Origin of the sequence: Actinokineospora xionganensis, from assembly GCF_014323725.1 — a bacterium.
Lineage (GTDB): Bacteria > Actinomycetota > Actinomycetes > Mycobacteriales > Pseudonocardiaceae > Actinokineospora > Actinokineospora xionganensis.
This window is the reverse complement of record NZ_JABVED010000007.1, coordinates 182,273-200,192: the sequence shown is the minus strand read 5'-3', so window position 1 is coordinate 200,192 and position 17,920 is coordinate 182,273. Positions and strand designations below refer to the sequence as shown.

15 protein-coding genes are annotated in these 17,920 nt (G+C 69.0%); 12 read left to right on the top strand and 3 right to left on the bottom strand.

Going from position 1 to position 17,920, the window contains the following annotated elements:
• Positions 1-82 precede the first annotated feature (82 nt).
• Complete coding sequence (ahcY, locus tag GPZ80_RS14500) at positions 83-1,573, top strand: adenosylhomocysteinase (RefSeq protein WP_187220869.1); 1,491 nt, start codon at positions 83-85, stop codon at positions 1,571-1,573.
• 325 nt (positions 1,574-1,898) lie between these two features.
• Here ahcY and GPZ80_RS14495 read toward each other — a convergent pair whose 3' ends face one another.
• Positions 1,899-2,489, bottom strand: a complete 591-nt coding sequence (locus tag GPZ80_RS14495) for a hypothetical protein (protein WP_187220868.1) — start codon at positions 2,487-2,489, stop codon at positions 1,899-1,901.
• Positions 2,490-2,597: 108 nt separating this feature from the next.
• Here GPZ80_RS14495 and GPZ80_RS14490 point away from each other — a divergent pair, with 108 nt between their 5' ends.
• The 7 genes from GPZ80_RS14490 to secA all read left to right on the top strand — a co-directional run bounded on the left by GPZ80_RS14490 (position 2,598) and on the right by secA (position 12,369).
• Positions 2,598-3,239, top strand: a complete 642-nt coding sequence (locus tag GPZ80_RS14490; RefSeq protein WP_312880324.1) for a dTMP kinase — start codon at positions 2,598-2,600, stop codon at positions 3,237-3,239.
• A gap of 37 nt (positions 3,240-3,276) precedes the next feature.
• Positions 3,277-3,954: an MtrAB system response regulator MtrA gene (mtrA, locus tag GPZ80_RS14485; RefSeq protein ID WP_054056022.1), complete on the top strand. Its 678-nt coding sequence runs from the start codon at positions 3,277-3,279 to the stop codon at positions 3,952-3,954.
• Positions 3,955-3,964: 10 nt separating this feature from the next.
• Positions 3,965-5,638, top strand: a complete 1,674-nt coding sequence (gene mtrB / locus GPZ80_RS14480; protein WP_187220866.1) for an MtrAB system histidine kinase MtrB — start codon at positions 3,965-3,967, stop codon at positions 5,636-5,638.
• Positions 5,635-7,362: an LpqB family beta-propeller domain-containing protein gene (locus GPZ80_RS14475; RefSeq protein WP_187220865.1), complete on the top strand. Its 1,728-nt coding sequence runs from the start codon at positions 5,635-5,637 to the stop codon at positions 7,360-7,362. The genes mtrB and GPZ80_RS14475 overlap by 4 nt, the downstream gene beginning before the upstream one ends.
• A 417-nt stretch (positions 7,363-7,779) precedes the next feature.
• Positions 7,780-8,082: a ComF family protein gene (locus GPZ80_RS32725; protein WP_246477098.1), complete on the top strand. Its 303-nt coding sequence runs from the start codon at positions 7,780-7,782 to the stop codon at positions 8,080-8,082.
• Between the two features lie 510 nt (positions 8,083-8,592).
• A complete protein-coding gene (gene hpf, locus GPZ80_RS14465) occupies positions 8,593-9,252 on the top strand; it encodes a ribosome hibernation-promoting factor, HPF/YfiA family (RefSeq protein ID WP_187220863.1) in 660 nt (219 codons plus the stop codon).
• Between the two features lie 240 nt (positions 9,253-9,492).
• A complete protein-coding gene (secA, locus tag GPZ80_RS14460) occupies positions 9,493-12,369 on the top strand; it encodes a preprotein translocase subunit SecA (RefSeq protein ID WP_187220862.1) in 2,877 nt (958 codons plus the stop codon).
• A gap of 72 nt (positions 12,370-12,441) precedes the next feature.
• Here secA and GPZ80_RS14455 read toward each other — a convergent pair whose 3' ends face one another.
• The gene (locus GPZ80_RS14455; protein ID WP_187220861.1) at positions 12,442-12,912 is read right to left on the bottom strand and encodes an Rv3235 family protein; all 471 of its coding nucleotides are present in this window, start codon (positions 12,910-12,912) and stop codon (positions 12,442-12,444) included.
• Between the two features lie 87 nt (positions 12,913-12,999).
• Between GPZ80_RS14455 and GPZ80_RS14450 the strand changes: the two genes are divergently transcribed.
• Complete coding sequence (locus GPZ80_RS14450) at positions 13,000-13,368, top strand: HAD-IA family hydrolase (RefSeq protein ID WP_187220860.1); 369 nt, start codon at positions 13,000-13,002, stop codon at positions 13,366-13,368.
• Here GPZ80_RS14450 and GPZ80_RS14445 read toward each other — a convergent pair.
• Positions 13,345-14,136, bottom strand: coding sequence for a TrmH family RNA methyltransferase (locus GPZ80_RS14445; protein ID WP_187220859.1), 792 nt, complete (start codon positions 14,134-14,136; stop codon positions 13,345-13,347). The genes GPZ80_RS14450 and GPZ80_RS14445 overlap by 24 nt on opposite strands.
• Before the next feature lie 44 nt (positions 14,137-14,180).
• Between GPZ80_RS14445 and GPZ80_RS14440 the strand changes: the two genes are divergently transcribed.
• The 3 genes from GPZ80_RS14440 to pruA all read left to right on the top strand — a co-directional run bounded on the left by GPZ80_RS14440 (position 14,181) and on the right by pruA (position 17,843).
• On the top strand, positions 14,181-15,578 hold the full coding sequence (locus GPZ80_RS14440; RefSeq protein WP_187220858.1) for a WS/DGAT/MGAT family O-acyltransferase: 1,398 nt from the start codon (positions 14,181-14,183) through the stop codon (positions 15,576-15,578).
• Between the two features lie 25 nt (positions 15,579-15,603).
• Positions 15,604-16,107, top strand: coding sequence for a DUF6912 family protein (locus tag GPZ80_RS14435; RefSeq protein WP_187220857.1), 504 nt, complete (start codon positions 15,604-15,606; stop codon positions 16,105-16,107).
• A 107-nt stretch (positions 16,108-16,214) separates the two neighbouring features.
• Positions 16,215-17,843, top strand: a complete 1,629-nt coding sequence (gene pruA / locus GPZ80_RS14430; RefSeq protein ID WP_187220856.1) for an L-glutamate gamma-semialdehyde dehydrogenase — start codon at positions 16,215-16,217, stop codon at positions 17,841-17,843.
• The last annotated feature ends 77 nt before the right edge of the window (positions 17,844-17,920 follow it).

The following is a 17,920-nucleotide window of genomic DNA, read 5'->3' as shown; positions in this document are numbered from 1 at the left end:
GCCGAACAGCCCGTTGGGCGATTCCCACCACGACCCTCAACGGTAGTGTTCTGCTGGGACCAGAGTCTGGAGGATTCACTCGATGACCGCAGAAGACACGCGGACCACTACCGGGGCGAGCTACGCGCAGACCCGCAACGGCATTGATTTCGCGGTAGCCGATCTTTCGTTGGCCGAATTCGGCCGCAAGGAGATCCGCCTGGCCGAGCACGAGATGCCGGGCCTGATGGCGCTCCGCCGCGAGTACTCGGAGGTGTACCCGCTCCGCGGTGCGCGCATCTCCGGCTCGCTGCACATGACGGTGCAGACCGCTGTACTGATCGAGACACTGGTGGACCTGGGCGCCGAGGTGCGCTGGTGTTCCTGCAACATCTTCTCCACCCAGGACCACGCGGCCGCCGCGGTCGTCGTCGGCCCGCACGGGACCGAGGAGGAGCCCAAGGGTGTTCCGGTCTACGCCTGGAAGGGCGAGACGCTGCCGGAGTACTGGTGGGCGACCGAGAAGATGATGACCTGGCCCGACGGCCAGGGCCCGAACATGATCCTGGACGACGGTGGCGACGCCACCATGCTCGTGCACAAGGGCACCGAGTTCGAGAAGTCCGGTGTCGTGCCCGGCACGGACGAGGCGAACCCCGAAGAGTGGAACGTCTTCCTCGACCTGCTGCGGGCTTCGCTCGCGGCGGACGCGGGCAAGTGGACGAAGATCGGCTCCCAGATCATGGGTGTCACCGAGGAGACCACGACCGGCGTCCTGCGGCTCACGCAGATGGCCGCCCAGGGGACCCTGCTGTTCCCGGCGATCAACGTCAACGACTCCGTGACGAAGTCGAAGTTCGACAACCGCTACGGCATCCGCCACTCGCTGGTCGACGGCATCAACCGCGGCACGGACGTGCTGATCGGCGGCAAGGTCGCGGTCGTCTGCGGCTACGGCGACGTCGGCAAGGGCTCCGCGGAGTCGCTGCGCGCCCAGGGCGCCCGGGTGATCGTCACCGAGATCGACCCGATCTGCGCGCTGCAGGCGGCGATGGACGGGTACGAGGTGCGGACCCTCGACGAGGTCATCGAGAAGGCCGACATCGTGATCACCACGACCGGCAACAAGGACGTCGTGCTCGTCGACCACATGGCGCGGATGAAGCACCAGGCGATCCTGGGCAACGTCGGCCACTTCGACAACGAGCTCGACATGGCGGGCCTGGCCCGCTACCCGGGTGTCAAGCGGATCAACATCAAGCCGCAGGTCGACGAGTGGGTGTTCCCGACCGGCCGCTCGATCATCGTGCTGTCCGAGGGCCGCCTGATGAACCTGGGCAACGCCACCGGCCACCCCTCGTTCGTCATGTCGAACAGCTTCTCGAACCAGGTCATCGCGCAGGTCGAGCTGTACACGAAGCGCGAGGAATACGACAACGAGGTCTACCGCCTCCCGAAGAAGCTGGACGAGAAGGTCGCCCGCATCCACCTGGAAGCACTCGGCGGCTCGCTCACCAAGCTGACCAAGGACCAGGCCGAGTACATCGACGTCGACGTCGAAGGCCCGTTCAAGTCGGAGCACTACCGCTACTGAGTCCCCGGCGCTTTCCGGCCCCGACACGCAACCCGCGTGCCGGGGCCGGCGTCTATCCGGAAGAAAGTTCCGGCGGATGTGTAACGCGGTGGGCCGCCGTAGCGATCTTGCAAAGTTCTGGCCTGAGCGAGGGGTGGGCCAGAGCACCTGCCGCCCGCGGGCGGATGACGCCGGTGGAGGGGACATTCCACGATTGGGGTACGGGGAACGTCTCGTCCACCGGCGTCCAGGTTCAGCGTGCTAAAGTCGTTCTTGCTGAGGCTGTTGAGCCGATGAAGTGAGCCCGAAGAGGTATCCGGACGGTTACCCTTCGGGCTTCGCGCTGTCAGGGGTAGTCCAGGTCGATCTCTTGCGTGATGATCGGCGCGATCCGCTTGCGCCACTCCGCCCCAGCCCCGTAGCACCACGCGGCCACGTCCGCCACCCAGAGCAACGGTTCGCCCGTGCTGAGGTGGTCATATCCGAATCGGGATTCCTCAGCATCGCGCAAGGCATGGCTGAGCGTCGCCCTGTCGATCACGTCACTCTGTGACCTGCTGTCGAGGACCAGACGTTGGGCTTTGCGTCGCAGGAGGTCCTGGGTCATGGCCCTCAGACATGTCTGCCGTGCGGATTCGTCCTGGCGGCCGCACATTCGGCTGTACATGGCGACTTCAATCGGTAGCTGAGCAATCGCATCGGCCAGCTTCCGCCGTTGAACGTCTTTCTCCTTCGCGAAGTGGATCTCTCGTTGGTTAGGGATGAGTAGCTTGCGAAGATCGCGGCGGAGTGTGTGCAGATGCGTGGGCTGTGCGATGGCTGCTGCGACGAAGTACCGGAATCCGCGACGGGACTCGTCGACGAAGGCGTGAACGGTCATGGTGCGGTTCATGATGGCAACGCCGGACCTGACACGATTGAGTAACCATGTGATCACGTAAGGTTCCGTTCGCGAAGGCTGATGAGCCGGAGAAGTGGGCCTGGAGCGCCGCCGGACGGCGGCCCTCCAGGTCTGCGCCCCGCCGCTCCACGTAGGGTTTCCGGCGTGGGCCGACTGATCGTCATCGAGGGGCTGGACGGCGCGGGCAAGCGCACGTTGGCCGAGAAGCTGACCGCCGCTCTCACCGAGCGCGGGGCCAAGGTCATCACCAAGGCGTTCCCCCGCTACGGCAAGTCCGTGACCGCGGACCTCGTCCACGACGGCCTCCACGGCAGGCTCGGCAAGCTCGGCGAGTCCGTCTATGGCACCGCCGTCCTCTACGCCCTGGACCGCCAGGGCGCCGCGGCCGACCTCCAGTTCGCCCTCGACACCTCCGACGTCCTCCTCCTCGACCGCTACATCGCCTCCAACGCCGCGTACGGCGCCGCCCGCCTGCACGAGGACGCCGACGGCGAGTTCGTCGAGTGGGTCCGTGCCCTGGAGGTCGACCGGTTCGCCCTTCCCGTCCCGCACGCGCAGCTGCTGCTCCGTGTTCCGGCCGAGCTCGCCGTCGCGCGCGCCGAGCACCGTGAGAAGACCGAGGACCGCGCGCGGGACAAGTGGGAGGCCGACGGCGGGCTCCAGGCGCGCTGCGCGGCGGTCTATGACGGGCTCGCCGCGAAGGGCTGGCTCTCCCCGTGGCACGTCCTCGACGGGACCGCGGACACCGACTTCGCCGCCCTCGCCGCGACCCTGCTTGAGCCCTGATCCACGCGCTGACCGTGCGCAATGCGACGATGTGCACATGAAGGCACGTGTGCTGGTAGTGGACGACGACCCGGCTCTGGCCGAGATGCTCACCATCGTGCTGCGCGGCGAGGGCTTCGACACCGCCGTGGTGGCCGATGGTTCCCGTGCGCTGCCCGCGCTGCGTGAGCTCAAACCCGACCTGGTGCTGCTCGACCTGATGCTCCCGGGCATGAACGGGATCGACGTGTGCAAGGCGATCCGCGGCGAGTCCGGCGTGCCGATCGTCATGCTGACCGCCAAGAGCGACACCGTCGACATCGTCCTCGGGCTGGAGTCCGGCGCCGACGACTACGTCGTAAAGCCGTTCAAGCCCAAGGAACTCGTCGCCCGGGTGCGCGCCCGGCTGCGCCGCACCGAGTCCGAGCCCGCCGAGACCCTCGGCATCGGCGACCTGACCATCGACGTGCCCGGCCACGAGGTCCTGCGCGACGGCAAGGCCATCCAGCTCACCCCGTTGGAGTTCGACCTTCTCGTCGCCCTGGCCCGCAAGCCGCGCCAGGTGTTCACCCGCGAGGTGCTGCTTGAGCAGGTGTGGGGCTACCGCCACGCCGCCGACACGCGCCTGGTCAACGTGCACGTCCAGCGCCTGCGCTCCAAGGTCGAGCGCGACCCGGAGCACCCCGAGGTCGTGCTGACGGTCCGAGGTGTGGGCTACAAGGCGGGCCCTCCGTGAGAGTGCTGAGTTGAGCGCGTTCCTGACCCGACACCTGCGCGCGCTCGTCGTCGCGGCGACCAGGCTCGTCGCGACGGGAAGGCGCCGCTCCGCCGCGTTCGGCGACCTGTGGCGCCGCTCGCTGCAGCTGCGTGTCGTGGTCAGCACGCTCGCGTTGGGCTCGGCGGTCGTGTTCGTCCTGGGCATGGTGCTGCAGAGCCAGATCACCGAGCGGCTCGTCGGCGCCAAGGAGACGGCCGCGGTCGAGCAGACCCGGGCCGCCGTGCAGATCGCCGAGCGCGAACTCGTCGGCATCAGCGCCACGTCCGACGTCACCAACCGGCTCAAGGGCGCGCTCAACAAGCTCACCACGATCTCCCCCGACCAGCAGTCCGCGTCGGGTTCGGCGGGCGCGTTCGAGCCGGTGCTGGTCAGTGACTCGGCCGGGTCGACCGCGGCCAACATCGACGTCGCCGGGCCGTACGAGGACGTGCCGAAGTCGCTGCGCGAGTTCGTGCTGTCGAGCAACAACAACACCGTCTCGCAGATCTACACCGTCGACCGCGGCGGCGAGCGGGTCACGTTCCTCATGGTGGGCGCCCCCGTCACCAGCGCCTCACCGGCGGTCCAGCTCTACATGCTCTACCCGCTGACCGCTGAGCAGCGCACGATCGGCGTCGTCCAGAGCACCCTGCTGGTCGGTGGCATGGTCCTGATGCTGCTGCTCGCGGGCATCACCAACCTGGTCACCCGCCAGGTCGTGCTCCCGGTCCGCCGCGCCGCACGCGCCGCTGAGCGGTTCGCCGACGGCGAGCTGGACGAGCGCATGGTCGTGGCCGGGGAGGACGACGTCGCCCGGCTGGCCCAGTCGTACAACGAGATGGCCGAGAGCATCGAGCGGCAGATCCGCCAGCTCGAGGAGTTCGGCCAGTTGCAGCGCCGGTTCACCTCCGACGTCTCCCACGAGCTGCGCACCCCGCTGACCACCGTGCGGATGGCCGCCGACGTCCTGCACGCCTCGCGCAAGCAGTTCCCGGCGGGCCTGGCGCGCTCGACCGAGCTGCTCGTCGACGAACTGGACCGGTTCGAGACGCTCCTCGCCGACCTCCTGGAGATCTCCCGGCTCGACGCCGGCGTCGAGGAACTGGTGTCCGAGTACGCCGACATGCGGGCCATCGCCCGGCGCGCGGTCGAGTCCGTCCGGGTCATCGCGCGGCGCTCCGGCTCCGAGGTGGTCCTCGACCTGCCCGACGAGGAGGTCGTCGCCGAGGTCGAGCCCCGCCGCGTCGAGCGCATCGTGCGCAACCTGCTCGCCAACGCCATCGACCACGGCGAGGGCAGGCCGGTCGAGCTGTGCCTGGCCGCCAATGACAACGCCGTCGCCATCACCGTCCGCGACCACGGCGTCGGCCTGCGCACCGGCGAGGCCGAACTGGTCTTCAACCGCTTCTGGCGGGCCGACCCCTCACGCAACCGGCACACCGGCGGGACCGGCCTGGGCCTGGCGATCAGCCTGGAGGACGCGCGCCTGCACGGCGGCGGCCTCGACGCCTGGGGCGAGCCGGGGGAGGGGGCCTGCTTCCGGCTCACACTGCCCCGACGCCAGGATGAGGAGTATTCGGACAGCCCGCTGTCGCTGCCCCCGGTCGAGCCGTCGACCGCCGCGACGCAGCCGCAGAGCGTGCCGGAGGAGGTGTCGCCGTGAAGCGCTTGCTCGTCGCCGTGATGGTGTTCGCGGGCCTGCTCACCGGCTGCGCCAACATCCCCGACCGCACCCCGCCGAAGGTGGTCCTCGACGCCCCCGGCCCGCAGGAGCGGCAGGTCCGCAAGCCGACGCCGGACCTCGATCCGCTGTCGCTGGTGCAGGAGTTCGTCTTCCGCGCGGGCACCCCGGACGCGGCCCGGACGTATCTCACCGACGAGGCCAAGCAGCACTGGCCGCGCATCCCGGAGCCGACGATCCTGCAGGACGGGTTCAAGACCCCGCCCGCACCGGTCCAGGACACCCGGCCGCCCCAGGGTTCCGACCCTGAGGAGAAGGTCGTCATGCTGACGGCCACCCAGATCGGCAGGCTCAAGGCCGACCGCGCGTTCTACCCGGGTGTCCAGCCGGTCGAATACCGCATCGTCGTGCGCCGCCAGCCCGACGGCCAGTGGCGCATCTCGACCCCGCCGGACGTGCTCCTCATCGAGCAGACCAAGTTCGACGCGGCCTATCGTCGGGTCAACCTGCAGTTCTTCGACCCGGAGCAGCGGGTCATGGTCTCCGACCCCCGCTACGTGGAGATCGAGCCGAGCGAGGGCATCGAGGGCCGGGTGATGCGCCTGCTGCTGGCGGGCCCGTCGGACTCCCTCAAGGGCGCGGTCCGAAGTCAGCTGGAGGGCGTGGACCTGCGCACCAACGTCGTCCGCGAGAACGACGGCGCTGTCCTGATCAACCTGACCCAAGTCGACAAATCGATCGAGGACCGCCAGCGAATGGCGGCGCAGATCGTCAAATCGGTCTCCGAGGTCACCACCAGCCCCCTGCGCCTCAACACCGAGGGCCGCGAACTCGTCCCCCAACACGGCGATTGGCGTCAGGCCGACGTGGGCTCATACGACGTCCTGGCGAACCCGAAACCGGACCTGCTGGGCCTCGTGGTCGCGGGCAGAACCATCCGCTCGATGCGCGACGGCAAACCCATCGAGGGCCCGGCGGGCGCGGGCGCCTACGAGATCGTCAGCGCCGCACAGTCCCTCGACGGCAGCCAGCTCGCGGTGGTGCACCGGACCCCCAACGGCATGGGCCTGCGCATCGGCAAGATCAACGCGGACCTTCCGCAGATCGACCTCCCACCGGCAGCCACCCTGACCAGACCCACCTGGCTCCTGGGCGACGCCAACGGTGGCGGTGAGGTCTGGACGGTCCTGGACGGGACCGTGGTGGTGCGGGCGGTGAGAACCTCCCAGGGCACCTGGGAAGACCTCTCAGTGGACGCCTCGGAGCTCACGGCCGACGGCGGCACCATCACCCAACTCCGCCTGTCCCGAGACGGCGTCCGGGTGGCCGCCGTGGTCAACGGCGAGGTCAAGGTCGCCTCCGTGGTCCGCACCAACGACGCCGTGGCCATTCGCCTCCCACGCACCCTGCAGGGCGGCAAGGTCAAAGAGGTCATCAGCGTCGACTGGCTCAACAAGGTGTCCCTGATCGTCGCCACGGAGCTGAACACGATGCCGGTGGCGAGCCTGCCCATCGACGGCCTGACGGTGAACCCGTACAACAGTTCGACCCTGACCCTCCCCGTCACCGCGATCACCGCCGCGCCGAGCAGACCAGCCGTGGTCACCGACGGCTCCGGCATGTGGTCGACGCAGGAGGCCGGGAAGGTCTGGCAGGCCCACCAGCACAGCCAGGGCCCAGGCTCGCAACCCTTCTTCCCCGGCTGACCGAGGCGGCCCGGGAGCCTGTGGACAACCCGGCGGGGATGCGCCACTTCTGACGGTCCGAGAAGCGATCGTCAACTCATGCCCCTCCTGGACCTGATCCTCCCCAGAACCTGCGCAGGCTGCGAAGCCCCCAACACCCGCTGGTGCCCCCCATGCGCCCGCACCACTTCCCTGAGATCCATAGAACGAAGCACGCTCACCACCCCCACCTACGCCCTGGCCCCATACGCGGGCCCCGCCAGAAGACTCGTCCTCCACTACAAGGACAACAGGCGCGAACTTGCCCCCATCCTCGGCAAATGCCTCGCGCAAGCGCTAATCCGACTTGCGGAGGACGCCCCACCGTGGGCCGAGGACGTCTGGCTGGTCCCCGCCCCCTCAAGATCAGTCGCGGCGGCGAGAAGGGGCGGCAACCACATGCTCCGAGCCGCCGTCCACACCGCCGGAGAACTGGCGAGGCACGGCATGACAGCGCACGTGGCCCCCGCCCTGCGAGTCGCCGGGACCAGGGATTCAGTTGGTCTGACAAGAAGTCAGCGAGCCGCGAACCTTCGCGGCGCCGTCTCGGTCAAGCGCGGCACCACGCCTCCGCCCGGCACCCCGGCGATCCTCGTCGACGACGTGGTCACCACCGGCGCGACAGCCGCCGCCTGCGTGCGCGCACTCGACAAAGCAGACATTCCGGTAGTCGCGATCCTCGCTTTCACGGCCACGGTCTGACCCGAGGACTACACCCACACGGGTGAACCTGGTTCGGGGAACCAAGCCGCGCCGACAGCCGTTGGCCAGGTATGTGGCGTTACGCGAACCGAGCCGAGACTCCATCGGAGGTACGCGTGCTTCAAGCGTTCGCAGCAACCTTCTACGCCGCTCAGTGGGCCACTTTGCGCCAGGTGGGTGAACGATCCACCACCCATCCGGCGGCGTGTCGGAATCAAGGGCCTTGGCTACCTGCGGGGTCGTCGCACGGCGTGATTCTCGGTTGCCCAGAGATGTCCCCCGCCTCGGGGGCTGTTGCAGAACCGAAACCCGAGCTAGCGTTCAGCGCTATCAGCGTTCCCGTTCGCAGGGAGGAGGCGATCAGCCCATGACCCTGGCGCCGGTGGAGCGCTGAACCTTCCGGAGGTGTCTCTCCGCAGGTCAGGCCCCCGCTCTGGACGTCGAATCCAGGCATACCGGCGCCGTAGTTTCGGCGGATCCAAGGCTCGCAAGCAGCGAGGGAGGTCGTGTATGGACATCGTGGTTAAGGGCCGTAACGTCGAGGTGCCGGAGCATTACCGAGTGCACGTCGAGGACAAGCTGACCCGAATGCAGCGGTACGACCGCAAGGTCATCCGCTTCGACGTGGAGCTTTTCCATGAGCCCAACCGCAGGCAGTCGAAGAACTGCCAGCGGGTCGAGATCACCGGTATGGGCAAGGGCCCGGCGGTTCGCGCCGAGGCGTGTGCGGGCGACTTCTACGCCGCACTGGACCAAGCCGTGGCCAAGCTCGAAAACCGGCTTCGCCGATCGCACGACCGCAGGCGTGTTCACCACGGGCGACGCAGCCCGGCCTCGGTCGCCGAGGCGACATCCGCCGTCATCAACGGCTCGCGCGAGACCAACGGCAAGCGGGTGTCGCAGCTCGCGGTGCTGGACGCGCCCGAATTCGAGGGGATGACCGACCTCCCCGAGCAGCAGCGCTGGGACGACCAGGCTGCCGACAATCTGCCAGGGCGTGTAGTCCGGGAAAAGGAGCACCCGGCCAAGCCCATGACCGTCGACCAGGCCCTCTACGAGATGGAACTGGTCGGACACGACTTCTACCTCTTCTCCGACGCGGACTCCGGGCAGCCCAGCGTCGTGTACCGCCGCAGGGGATTCGACTACGGCGTGATCAAGCTGGTCTGATCCAGCCCGCCACCGACCGATCGGTGCCCCGGAGCGTGTCGGCTCCGGGGCACCGGCGTGTCGGAGGGTCGGGTGCGGAACCATCGGGGGCGTTGAGCCGTTTGTCCGGAGGTGGAGCCGACCCGGGTACCCTGCGCGCTGCCGACAAGCGTCGGTGCACGCTGCGGCGTCGGTTGCCTACGATGACGTACAGGAGCGTCCGCAGCGGGCGCACGACTATCAGCTAGCGAGGTCGACCGGATGGTGCTGTCCCGAATTCTGCGCGCGGGCGAGGGCAAGATGCTCAAGCGACTGCGCAATATCGCAGCGCACATCAACTCGCTGGAGGACGAAGTCGTCGGCCTGACCGACGACGAGCTGCGCGGCAAGACCGAGGAGTTCCGCAAGCGCTACGCCGAGGGCGAGACCCTCGACGACCTGCTGCCCGAGGCGTTCGCCGTGGCGCGGGAAGGTGCGAAGCGGGTCCTGGGCCAGCGGCACTTCGATGTCCAGCTCATGGGTGGCGCCGCGCTGCACCTCGGCCAGGTCGCCGAGATGCGCACCGGTGAGGGCAAGACCCTGACCTGCGTGCTGCCGTCCTACCTCAACGCGCTGGCGGGCGAGGGCGTCCACGTCATCACCGTCAACGACTACCTGGTCAAGCGTGACGCGGAGTGGATGGGCCGGGTGCACCGCTTCCTCGGCCTGACCGTCGGCGCGATCCTGTCGGACATGACCCCGGCCGAGCGCCGCGAGGCCTACAACTGCGACATCACCTACGGCACGAACAACGAGTTCGGCTTCGACTACCTGCGCGACAACATGGCGTGGTCCCTCGACGACATGGTCCAGCGCGGCCACCACTTCGCCGTGGTCGACGAGGTCGACTCCATCCTGATCGACGAGGCCCGCACGCCGCTGATCATCTCCGGCCCGGCCGACCAGTCCTCGCGCTGGTACCAGGAGTTCGCGCGGCTTTCGCCGATGCTGAAGAAGGACGTCCACTACGAGGTGGACGAGCGCAAGCGCACCGTCGGCATCACCGAGAAGGGCGTGTCGCTGGTCGAGGACCAGCTCGGCATCGAGAACCTCTACGAGGCGGCGAACACCCCGCTCGTGGGCTACCTGAACAACGCCCTGAAGGCCAAGGAGCTCTACAAGAAGGACAAGGACTACATCGTCCGCGCAGGCGAGGTCCTCATCGTCGACGAGTTCACCGGCCGCATCCTCGCCGGGCGCCGCTACAACGAGGGCATGCACCAGGCGATCGAGGCGAAGGAAAACGTCGAGATCAAGGCCGAGAACCAGACGCTGGCCACGATCACGCTGCAGAACTACTTCCGGCTCTACGAGAAGCTCGGCGGCATGACCGGCACCGCCGAGACCGAGGCCGCGGAGTTCCACACCACGTACAAGCTCGGTGTGGTCCCCATCCCGACCAACCGGAACATGATCCGCAAGGACCAGGCGGACCTGATCTACAAGACCGAGGAGGCGAAGTTCCTCGCGGTCGCGGAGGACATCGCCGAGCGGCACGAGAAGGGCCAGCCGGTCCTGGTGGGCACGACGAGCGTCGAGCGTTCGGAGTACCTGTCGAAGCTGCTGGTCAAGATGGGGATCCCGCACAACGTCCTCAACGCCAAGCACCACGAGAAGGAATCGCAGATCGTCGCCCAGGCCGGTCACCGTGGCGCCGTCACGGTCGCCACCAACATGGCGGGTCGCGGTACCGACATCGTGCTCGGCGGCAACCCGGAGCACATCGCCGAGGAGGCGCTGCGCGCCCGCGGCCTGGACCCGGAGGAAACCCCCGACGAGTGGCGCGCCGCCCTGCCCGAGGCGCTGGAGAAGGCTGAGCTGGAAGTCAAGGCGGAGAAGATCGAGGTCCAGGCGGCAGGCGGCCTGTACGTCCTGGGCACCGAGCGCCACGAGTCCCGCCGCATCGACAACCAGCTGCGCGGCCGCTCCGGCCGTCAGGGCGACCCGGGCGAGTCCCGCTTCTACCTGTCGCTGGGCGACGAGCTCATGCGCCGGTTCAACGCGGGCATGGTCGAGCGGGTCATGGACACCCTGAAGGTGCCCGAGGACCAGCCGATCGAGGCCAAGATGGTCACCCGGGCGATCCGCAGCGCGCAGACCCAGGTCGAGCAGCAGAACTTCGAGATCCGCAAGAACGTCCTCAAGTACGACGAGGTCATGAACAAGCAGCGCAAGGTGATCTACGCCGAGCGCCTGCGCGTCCTCAAGGGCGAAGACCTGCGCGAGCAGATCGAGCACATGATCACCGACGTGGTGACCGCCTACATCGACGGCGCCACCGCCGACGGCTACGCCGAGGACTGGGACCACGAGAAGCTGTGGACCGCCCTCAAGACCCTCTACCCGATCACGGTCACCTGGGATGAGCTGGTCGACAAGGCCGAGAACACCGGCCGCGACATGGACCACGACTTCCTCTTGGAGGAGATCGTCGCCGACGCCCTCCAGGCGTACAAGGACCGCGAGACCGACATCGACACCCGGGCGGGCGAGGGCGCCATGCGCGACCTCGAGCGCCGCGTCATGCTCTCGGTCCTCGACCGCAAGTGGCGTGAGCACCTCTACGAGATGGACTACCTCAAGGAGGGCATCGGCCTGCGCGCGATGGCCCAGCGCGACCCGCTGATCGAGTACCAGCGCGAGGGCTTCGAGATGTTCACCGTCATGCTCGACGCGTTGAAGGAGGAGTCGGTCGGCTTCCTCTTCAACCTGCCGGTGGAGGTCGAACCGGCCCCCCAGGTCCAGCTCAACGTGGCGCCCTCGGCCCTGCCGTCGGTGGCCCAGCAGCCGGTCGACCCGGCCGCCGCCGCCCGCCAGGCGGAGTTGGAGCAGCGCCAGGCCAGGGCCATCGCCGCTCAGCAACGAGCCCAGGCCGAGCGCGCCGCCGCCGCGACCAAGGTCGACCAGGTCCCCGCCGCCCTTCGCGGCAAGGGCCTGGAGCCGCCGCAGCAGCGTCTGAGCTACAGCGGACCCGCGGAAGACGGCGGCGTCGAGTCCCACAGCGAGGGCGCGGGCGAGGCCCCGGGTGGCCCGACCCGCCGCGAACGGCGTGAGGCAGCGCGGCTTGAGGCCAAGAAGAAGAAGCCGCCGCGTCGCTGATTGCTCGCTCGAAGGAGCCCTCGCCTGATCAGGCGGGGGCTCCTTCGCTGTTCGGCGGTCCTTCACGCGGAGTCACCCCACCCGACGGGCAGCCGACGAAGCCGGAGTGATCACCCGCAAGTACGTGAACACCCACCCGTGCGCCGACAACTCGACCCGCGCCACCACAGCCACCGCCCGCCACGGCGATCCCCGCCGCCACACCCGCACGGTCGCCGAGGCCTCAACGACCGCTCCCGACACCGCACACGACCGCAGCGATGCCAGGCGGTGCGTCCACCCCGAAGCCGACCGCACCCGGGTCACCATCGCCTCGTACACCCCAGCCGACATCGCTCCCCGGAGTTGAGCGACCGGCCGTCTGCCGTCCAAGGCCTCGAGCACCAGCCCGAACATCCGGCTGAGCGATTCCTGGCCGAGGCCTGGGGCCGGGGCACGCACAGCACCGACTGACACCAGCCGGGGCGCCGGGGTGATCCACCGGTTCTCCTCGGCTTCGCCGCACAGCGGCGGTTCGTATTCCGCCAACGCACTGATCCGCATGCGATACAGAGCGTCTCGGTAGGTGAAACAGGACACGCGTCACCACTTGTGGTGAATCCCGGGCAAGGCAGGGCAGTATCGGAACCTGTGAGGTACGAGGCCCTGGTCGTGGACTACGCGGGAGTCTTCACCGACCCCGCGATCGTGGACGTCGTCCGGTCCGCCCGGGCCAAAGGCCTTCGAACCGCGTTGTTGTCCAACGCAGACCGCAGGCCGTGGGGGCTGCCCGACCTGTTCGACGCGGTGATCGTCTCCGGTGAAGTCGGTGTGGCCAAACCAAACCCGGCCATCTTCGAACTGACGGCAAGGTCCCTGGACACCACGCCGGACCGCTGCGTGTTCATCGACGACGTCGCCAGGTACGTGCGCGGGGCCGCGGAGGCGGGGATGACCGGCATCCACCACCGGGCCATCGAGTCCACAATGGACGAGCTAGCGGTCCTGCTGGACCTGTGAGCGCCGCACCAGCTCGAAGCACAGCACCGCCGCGGCGCTGGCCACGTTGAGGGACTCGACACCGCCCGCCATCGGGATCGACACCCACCGGTTGATGTGCGGCCGCACATCGTCGGTCACCCCGGACGTCTCGCTGCCCAGCACGAACGCCACCCGCTGCGGCAGTTCCGCGTCGAACACCGTGCGCCGTGCGCCCGCGTCCATGCCGTAGAGGGTGTAGCCCGCCGCCCGCAGGTCGGCCGCCGCCTCGGCCGCGGTGGCGCAGCGCAGGACGGGTGCGGTGAACGCCACACCGGCGGACGCCTTCACGACCATCGGGTCGATCGTGGCCACCCCGCGTCGGGGGACGACGATCCCGCCGAGGCCCGCGGCGGTCGCGGTGCGCAGGATCATCCCGACGTTCGCCGGGGTCGTGATGCCGTCGAGAAGCAGCACCGAGCGCGGCGCCGAGCGGCCCGCGAGGGCGTCGGCGAGCAGGCGCATCCGCGGCGCGACGACGTCGGCGAGGACGCCCTGGTCCTGCTTTCCGTTGCCCGCCAAGACTTTCACCCGCTGCGCGGTGGCCCGCTGGACCGGCACGCCGCGGTGGCGGGCCGCGTCGAGGATCTCCCGGGCGGCGGCGCCGTGCGCGTTGTCGGCGAGCACCACCTTGTCGACCGAGAGCCGGTCGTCGGCGAGCGCCTCGAGCACGGGCTTGCGGCCGTACACGGTGACGAACCGGTCTTTGGGGGAAGGGCCAGAGAAATCGCGGGACACATCGCCCAGCATCGCACGTCACCTTCGGGACATCGCGATGTGTCAGGATCGGGTTCATGCCCGAGCGCCTCTCCGCCCTCGACGCCTCGTTCCTCTACCTCGAGGACCAGGCGACGCCGATGCACGTCGCGGGGGTCGCGGTGTTCCGCAGACCGCGGTCGGGCTTCGCCTACTCCCAACTCGTCTCGCTGATCGAGCAGCGGCTCCCGCTGGTCCCGCGCTACCGGCAGAAGGTCGCCACCGTCCCCGGCTACCTCGCCCGACCGGTCTGGGTGGACGACCCGGACTTCGACGTCGCCTACCACGTGCGCCGATCCGCCCTGCCCAAACCGGGCAGCGACGAGCAGCTCTTCGACCTGGTGGCCCGGCTGATGGCCCGCCCGCTAGACCAGAACCGCCCGCTCTGGGAGGCGTACCTCATCGAGGGGCTCGCCCAGGGGCACGTCGCCCTGGTCACCAAGACCCACCAGGCCATGGTCGACGGTGTGCGCACGATCGACTTCGGCCAGATCATCCTGGAGTCCTCGCCGCACGCCCCCGAACTCGAACCGGACGAGCCGTGGCTGCCGCGCCGGATGCCGGGGCCGACCAAGCTCGTCATGGACGCGGTGTCCGACACGGTCCGCCGCCCGCGCGAGGTCGTCGAGAACGTGCGCTCGGCTGTCTCCGACGTGGTCAGCACCAGCCAGAAGGTCGCCGCGGCGATCGTCTCAGCCATCGGCATCGCCACCCACCCGACCACCGGCGGCCCGCTCAACGCCCCGGTGAGCAAGGCGCGGGTGTTCGCGGTGGCCCGCGCCCGCCTCGACGACCTGCGCAGCGTGCGCCAAGGCCACGGCGGCACCGTGCACGATGTCGTCCTCGCCGTCATCTCCGGCGCGCTGCGCTCGTGGCTGCTTTCGCGCGGGGAGCAGGTCACGTCGTCGACGAGGGTGCGGGCGCTGGTCCCGCTCGCCGTGCGCGACGGCGACGCGGATGGCACCGTTCCAGGGATGCTGGGCAACAAGGTCAGCGCCCATCTCGTGGACCTGCCGGTCGGCGAGCCGAACCCGTTCGTGCGGCTGCAGCACATCAGCCACGCCATGCGCGCCCACGGCGACGCGGGCCTGGTCGCGGCCTCGGCGTTGCTCGGCGTCGGCGGGTTCGCCCCGCCGACGCTGCACTCGCTCGGCGCGCGCGCCGCGGCGTCGTTCTCCCAGCGTGTGTTCAACTTGGTGATCACCAACGTGCCCGGCCCGCAGGTTCCGCTCTACGCGGGGCAGGCGCGGATGACCGAGATGTTCCCGGTGATGCCGCTGAACAAGAACCAGGCCCTCGCGATCGGGGTCACGTCCTACGACGGCGGCGTGTTTTTCGGGCTCACCGGCGACCGGTCGGCGATGTCCGATGTGGCCGCGTTGGCGAGGATGATGGAAGAGTCGGTAGAAGAGCTCATGACGACTGTCCGAGCGTGACCGTGAGCGTGACTGTGAGGGTGCTGTGAGGGTGTACGTGCCGGCGACGGTGGCCATGCTGGATGAGCTGAACTCCGGCGGGGAGCTGGTCGCGGTGGGCAACACCGCGTTCTCGCTGACCCCCGCCCTGCGTGAGTCGTACGCGACCGGCGGCGACGAGGAGCTGGAGTACGCCGCCATGCTCGACGCGGCCCGGGCCTCGCTGCGCCTGCTCAACGCCGAGTTGGACAAAGACCCGAAGACCGTCATGCGCCGCGCGGTCGTCTCCGCCGACGTCGACGGCGCCCTGCTGCGGCCCGACCTGGACTACGCGGTGGTCAAGCTGGCCGGTCCGATCCCGCTGAAGGTGATCGCCGCGATCCACCTCGACACCGAGGACGCGCAGGACGCCGTGCGGGCCGCCGCCGCGGTCATCGACGCCGCCGACATGGGCGATCCGGACGCCGAATTCACTCTTGGCGACGCCGAGGACCACGAGTTGGCCTGGTACGCGCCGCAGGAGCTGCCGTTTTTGCTGGAGTTGCTGTAGAACGCTGAAACATCCCATGACAGGATGGCGCTCAAGGGCGAGTGGCCACAAGCGGGACTCGCCGAACCCAACTGCCGTGAGCCAGTCACAGGGAGGCGAGCCACACGATGGACGCAATATCGTCGGTTCCCGAGCCGTCGAACGAGCCGATCAACTCCTACGCCCCCGGGACGCCGCAGCGTGAGTCGCTGCGGCGGCGGATCGCGGAGTTGGAAGGCGAGCGGCTCGAACTCACCATGACGATCGACGGTGAGCAGCGCATGGCGGGCGGCGACCGCGTCGACGTGGTGCAGCCGCACGACCACCGCCACGTCCTCGGCACCACCGCCCAGGCCACGGCCGCCGACGTCGCCGACGCCGTCGCCGCGGCGAAGAAGGCCGCCCCGGCCTGGCGCGAGCTTCCCTTCGACGAGCGCGCCGCCGTGCTGCTGCGTGCCGCCGACCTGCTCGCGGGCCCCTGGCGCGACACCCTCAACGCCGCCACGATCCTCGGCCAGTCGAAGTCCGCCCAGCAGGCGGAGATCGACAGCGCCTGCGAGCTGATCGACTTCTGGCGCTACAACGTGTCCTTCGCGAAGCGGCTCCTGCAGGAGCAGCCCGCGTCCTCGCCGGGCATGTGGAACCGCTTCGACCACCGCCCGCTCGACGGGTTCGTCACCGCGATCACGCCGTTCAACTTCACCGCGATCGCGGGCAACCTGCCGACCGCTCCGGCTCTGATGGGCAACACGGTCGTCTGGAAGCCGTCGCCGACCCAGCAGCTCGCCGCGCACCACACCATGCGGCTGCTCGAAGCCGCGGGCCTGCCTGCCGGTGTGATCAACCTGGTCACCGGCGACGGCCACGCCGTCTCCGAGGTCGCCATGACCGACCCCGAGTTCGCCGGTCTGCATTTCACCGGGTCCACCAAGACCTTCAAGGCACTGTGGCGGCTCATCGGGGACAACCTCGACACCTACCGCTCCTACCCGCGCATCGTCGGCGAGACCGGTGGCAAGGACTTCATCGTCGCGCACCCCTCGGCCGACCCGGCCGCCGTGGTCAACGGCATGGTCCGCGGCGCGTTCGAGTACCAGGGCCAGAAGTGCTCGGCCGCCTCGCGCGCCTACATCGCCCGCTCCCTCTGGGACGGCGGTGTGCGCGAGCAACTCGCCGACAAGGTCAAGTCCCTGAGCTACGGCGACGTCACCGACTTCAGCCACTTCGGCGGCGCCGTGATCGACGCGCGCGCGTTCGCGAAGCACAAGGACGCGCTCGAGGGCGCGGCGGCGAACTCGTCCATCGAGGTCCTCGCAGGCGGCACCTGCGACGACTCGGTCGGCTACTTCGTGCAGCCCACCGTGCTCGTCGGCAGCGACCCGCTGCAAGACGTGTTCACCACCGAGTACTTCGGCCCGATCCTCGCCGTGCACGTCTACGACGACGCCGAGTTCGAGAAGGTCCTGGAACTGGTCGACAGCTCCTCGCCGTACGCGCTCACCGGCGCCATCTTCGCCACCGACCGTTCCGCCGTCGAGCAGGCCCACCGGGCCCTGCGGTTCGCGGCGGGCAACTTCTACGTCAACGACAAGCCCACCGGCGCCGTCGTCGGCCAGCAGCCCTTCGGCGGCAGCCGCGCGTCCGGAACCAACGACAAGGCGGGCTCGATCTACAACCTGCAGCGCTGGGTGAGCCCGCGGTCGATCAAGGAGACCTTCGTGCCGCCGACTGACCACCGTTACCCGCACATGGGTTAAGTCCGTCCCCCCGACCGACCACCGCTGTAACACGGGACATGGGTTAAGTCCGTCCCCCGACCGACCACCGCTGTAAC

Excerpts from the sequence above, each read along its gene's own strand:
- ahcY (WP_187220869.1), top strand. The coding sequence starts at position 83 with ATGACCGCAGAAGACACGCGGACCACTACCGGGGCGAGCTACGCGCAG.
- GPZ80_RS14455 (WP_187220861.1), bottom strand. The coding sequence starts at position 12,912 with ATGCGGATCAGTGCGTTGGCGGAATACGAACCGCCGCTGTGCGGCGAA.
- pruA (WP_187220856.1), top strand. The coding sequence starts at position 16,215 with ATGGACGCAATATCGTCGGTTCCCGAGCCGTCGAACGAGCCGATCAAC.
- GPZ80_RS14445 (WP_187220859.1), bottom strand. The coding sequence starts at position 14,136 with ATGCTGGGCGATGTGTCCCGCGATTTCTCTGGCCCTTCCCCCAAAGAC.
- GPZ80_RS14440 (WP_187220858.1), top strand. The coding sequence starts at position 14,181 with ATGCCCGAGCGCCTCTCCGCCCTCGACGCCTCGTTCCTCTACCTCGAG.
- hpf (WP_187220863.1), top strand. The coding sequence starts at position 8,593 with ATGGACATCGTGGTTAAGGGCCGTAACGTCGAGGTGCCGGAGCATTAC.
- GPZ80_RS32725 (WP_246477098.1), top strand. The coding sequence starts at position 7,780 with ATGCTCCGAGCCGCCGTCCACACCGCCGGAGAACTGGCGAGGCACGGC.
- mtrA (WP_054056022.1), top strand. The coding sequence starts at position 3,277 with ATGAAGGCACGTGTGCTGGTAGTGGACGACGACCCGGCTCTGGCCGAG.
- secA (WP_187220862.1), top strand. The coding sequence starts at position 9,493 with ATGGTGCTGTCCCGAATTCTGCGCGCGGGCGAGGGCAAGATGCTCAAG.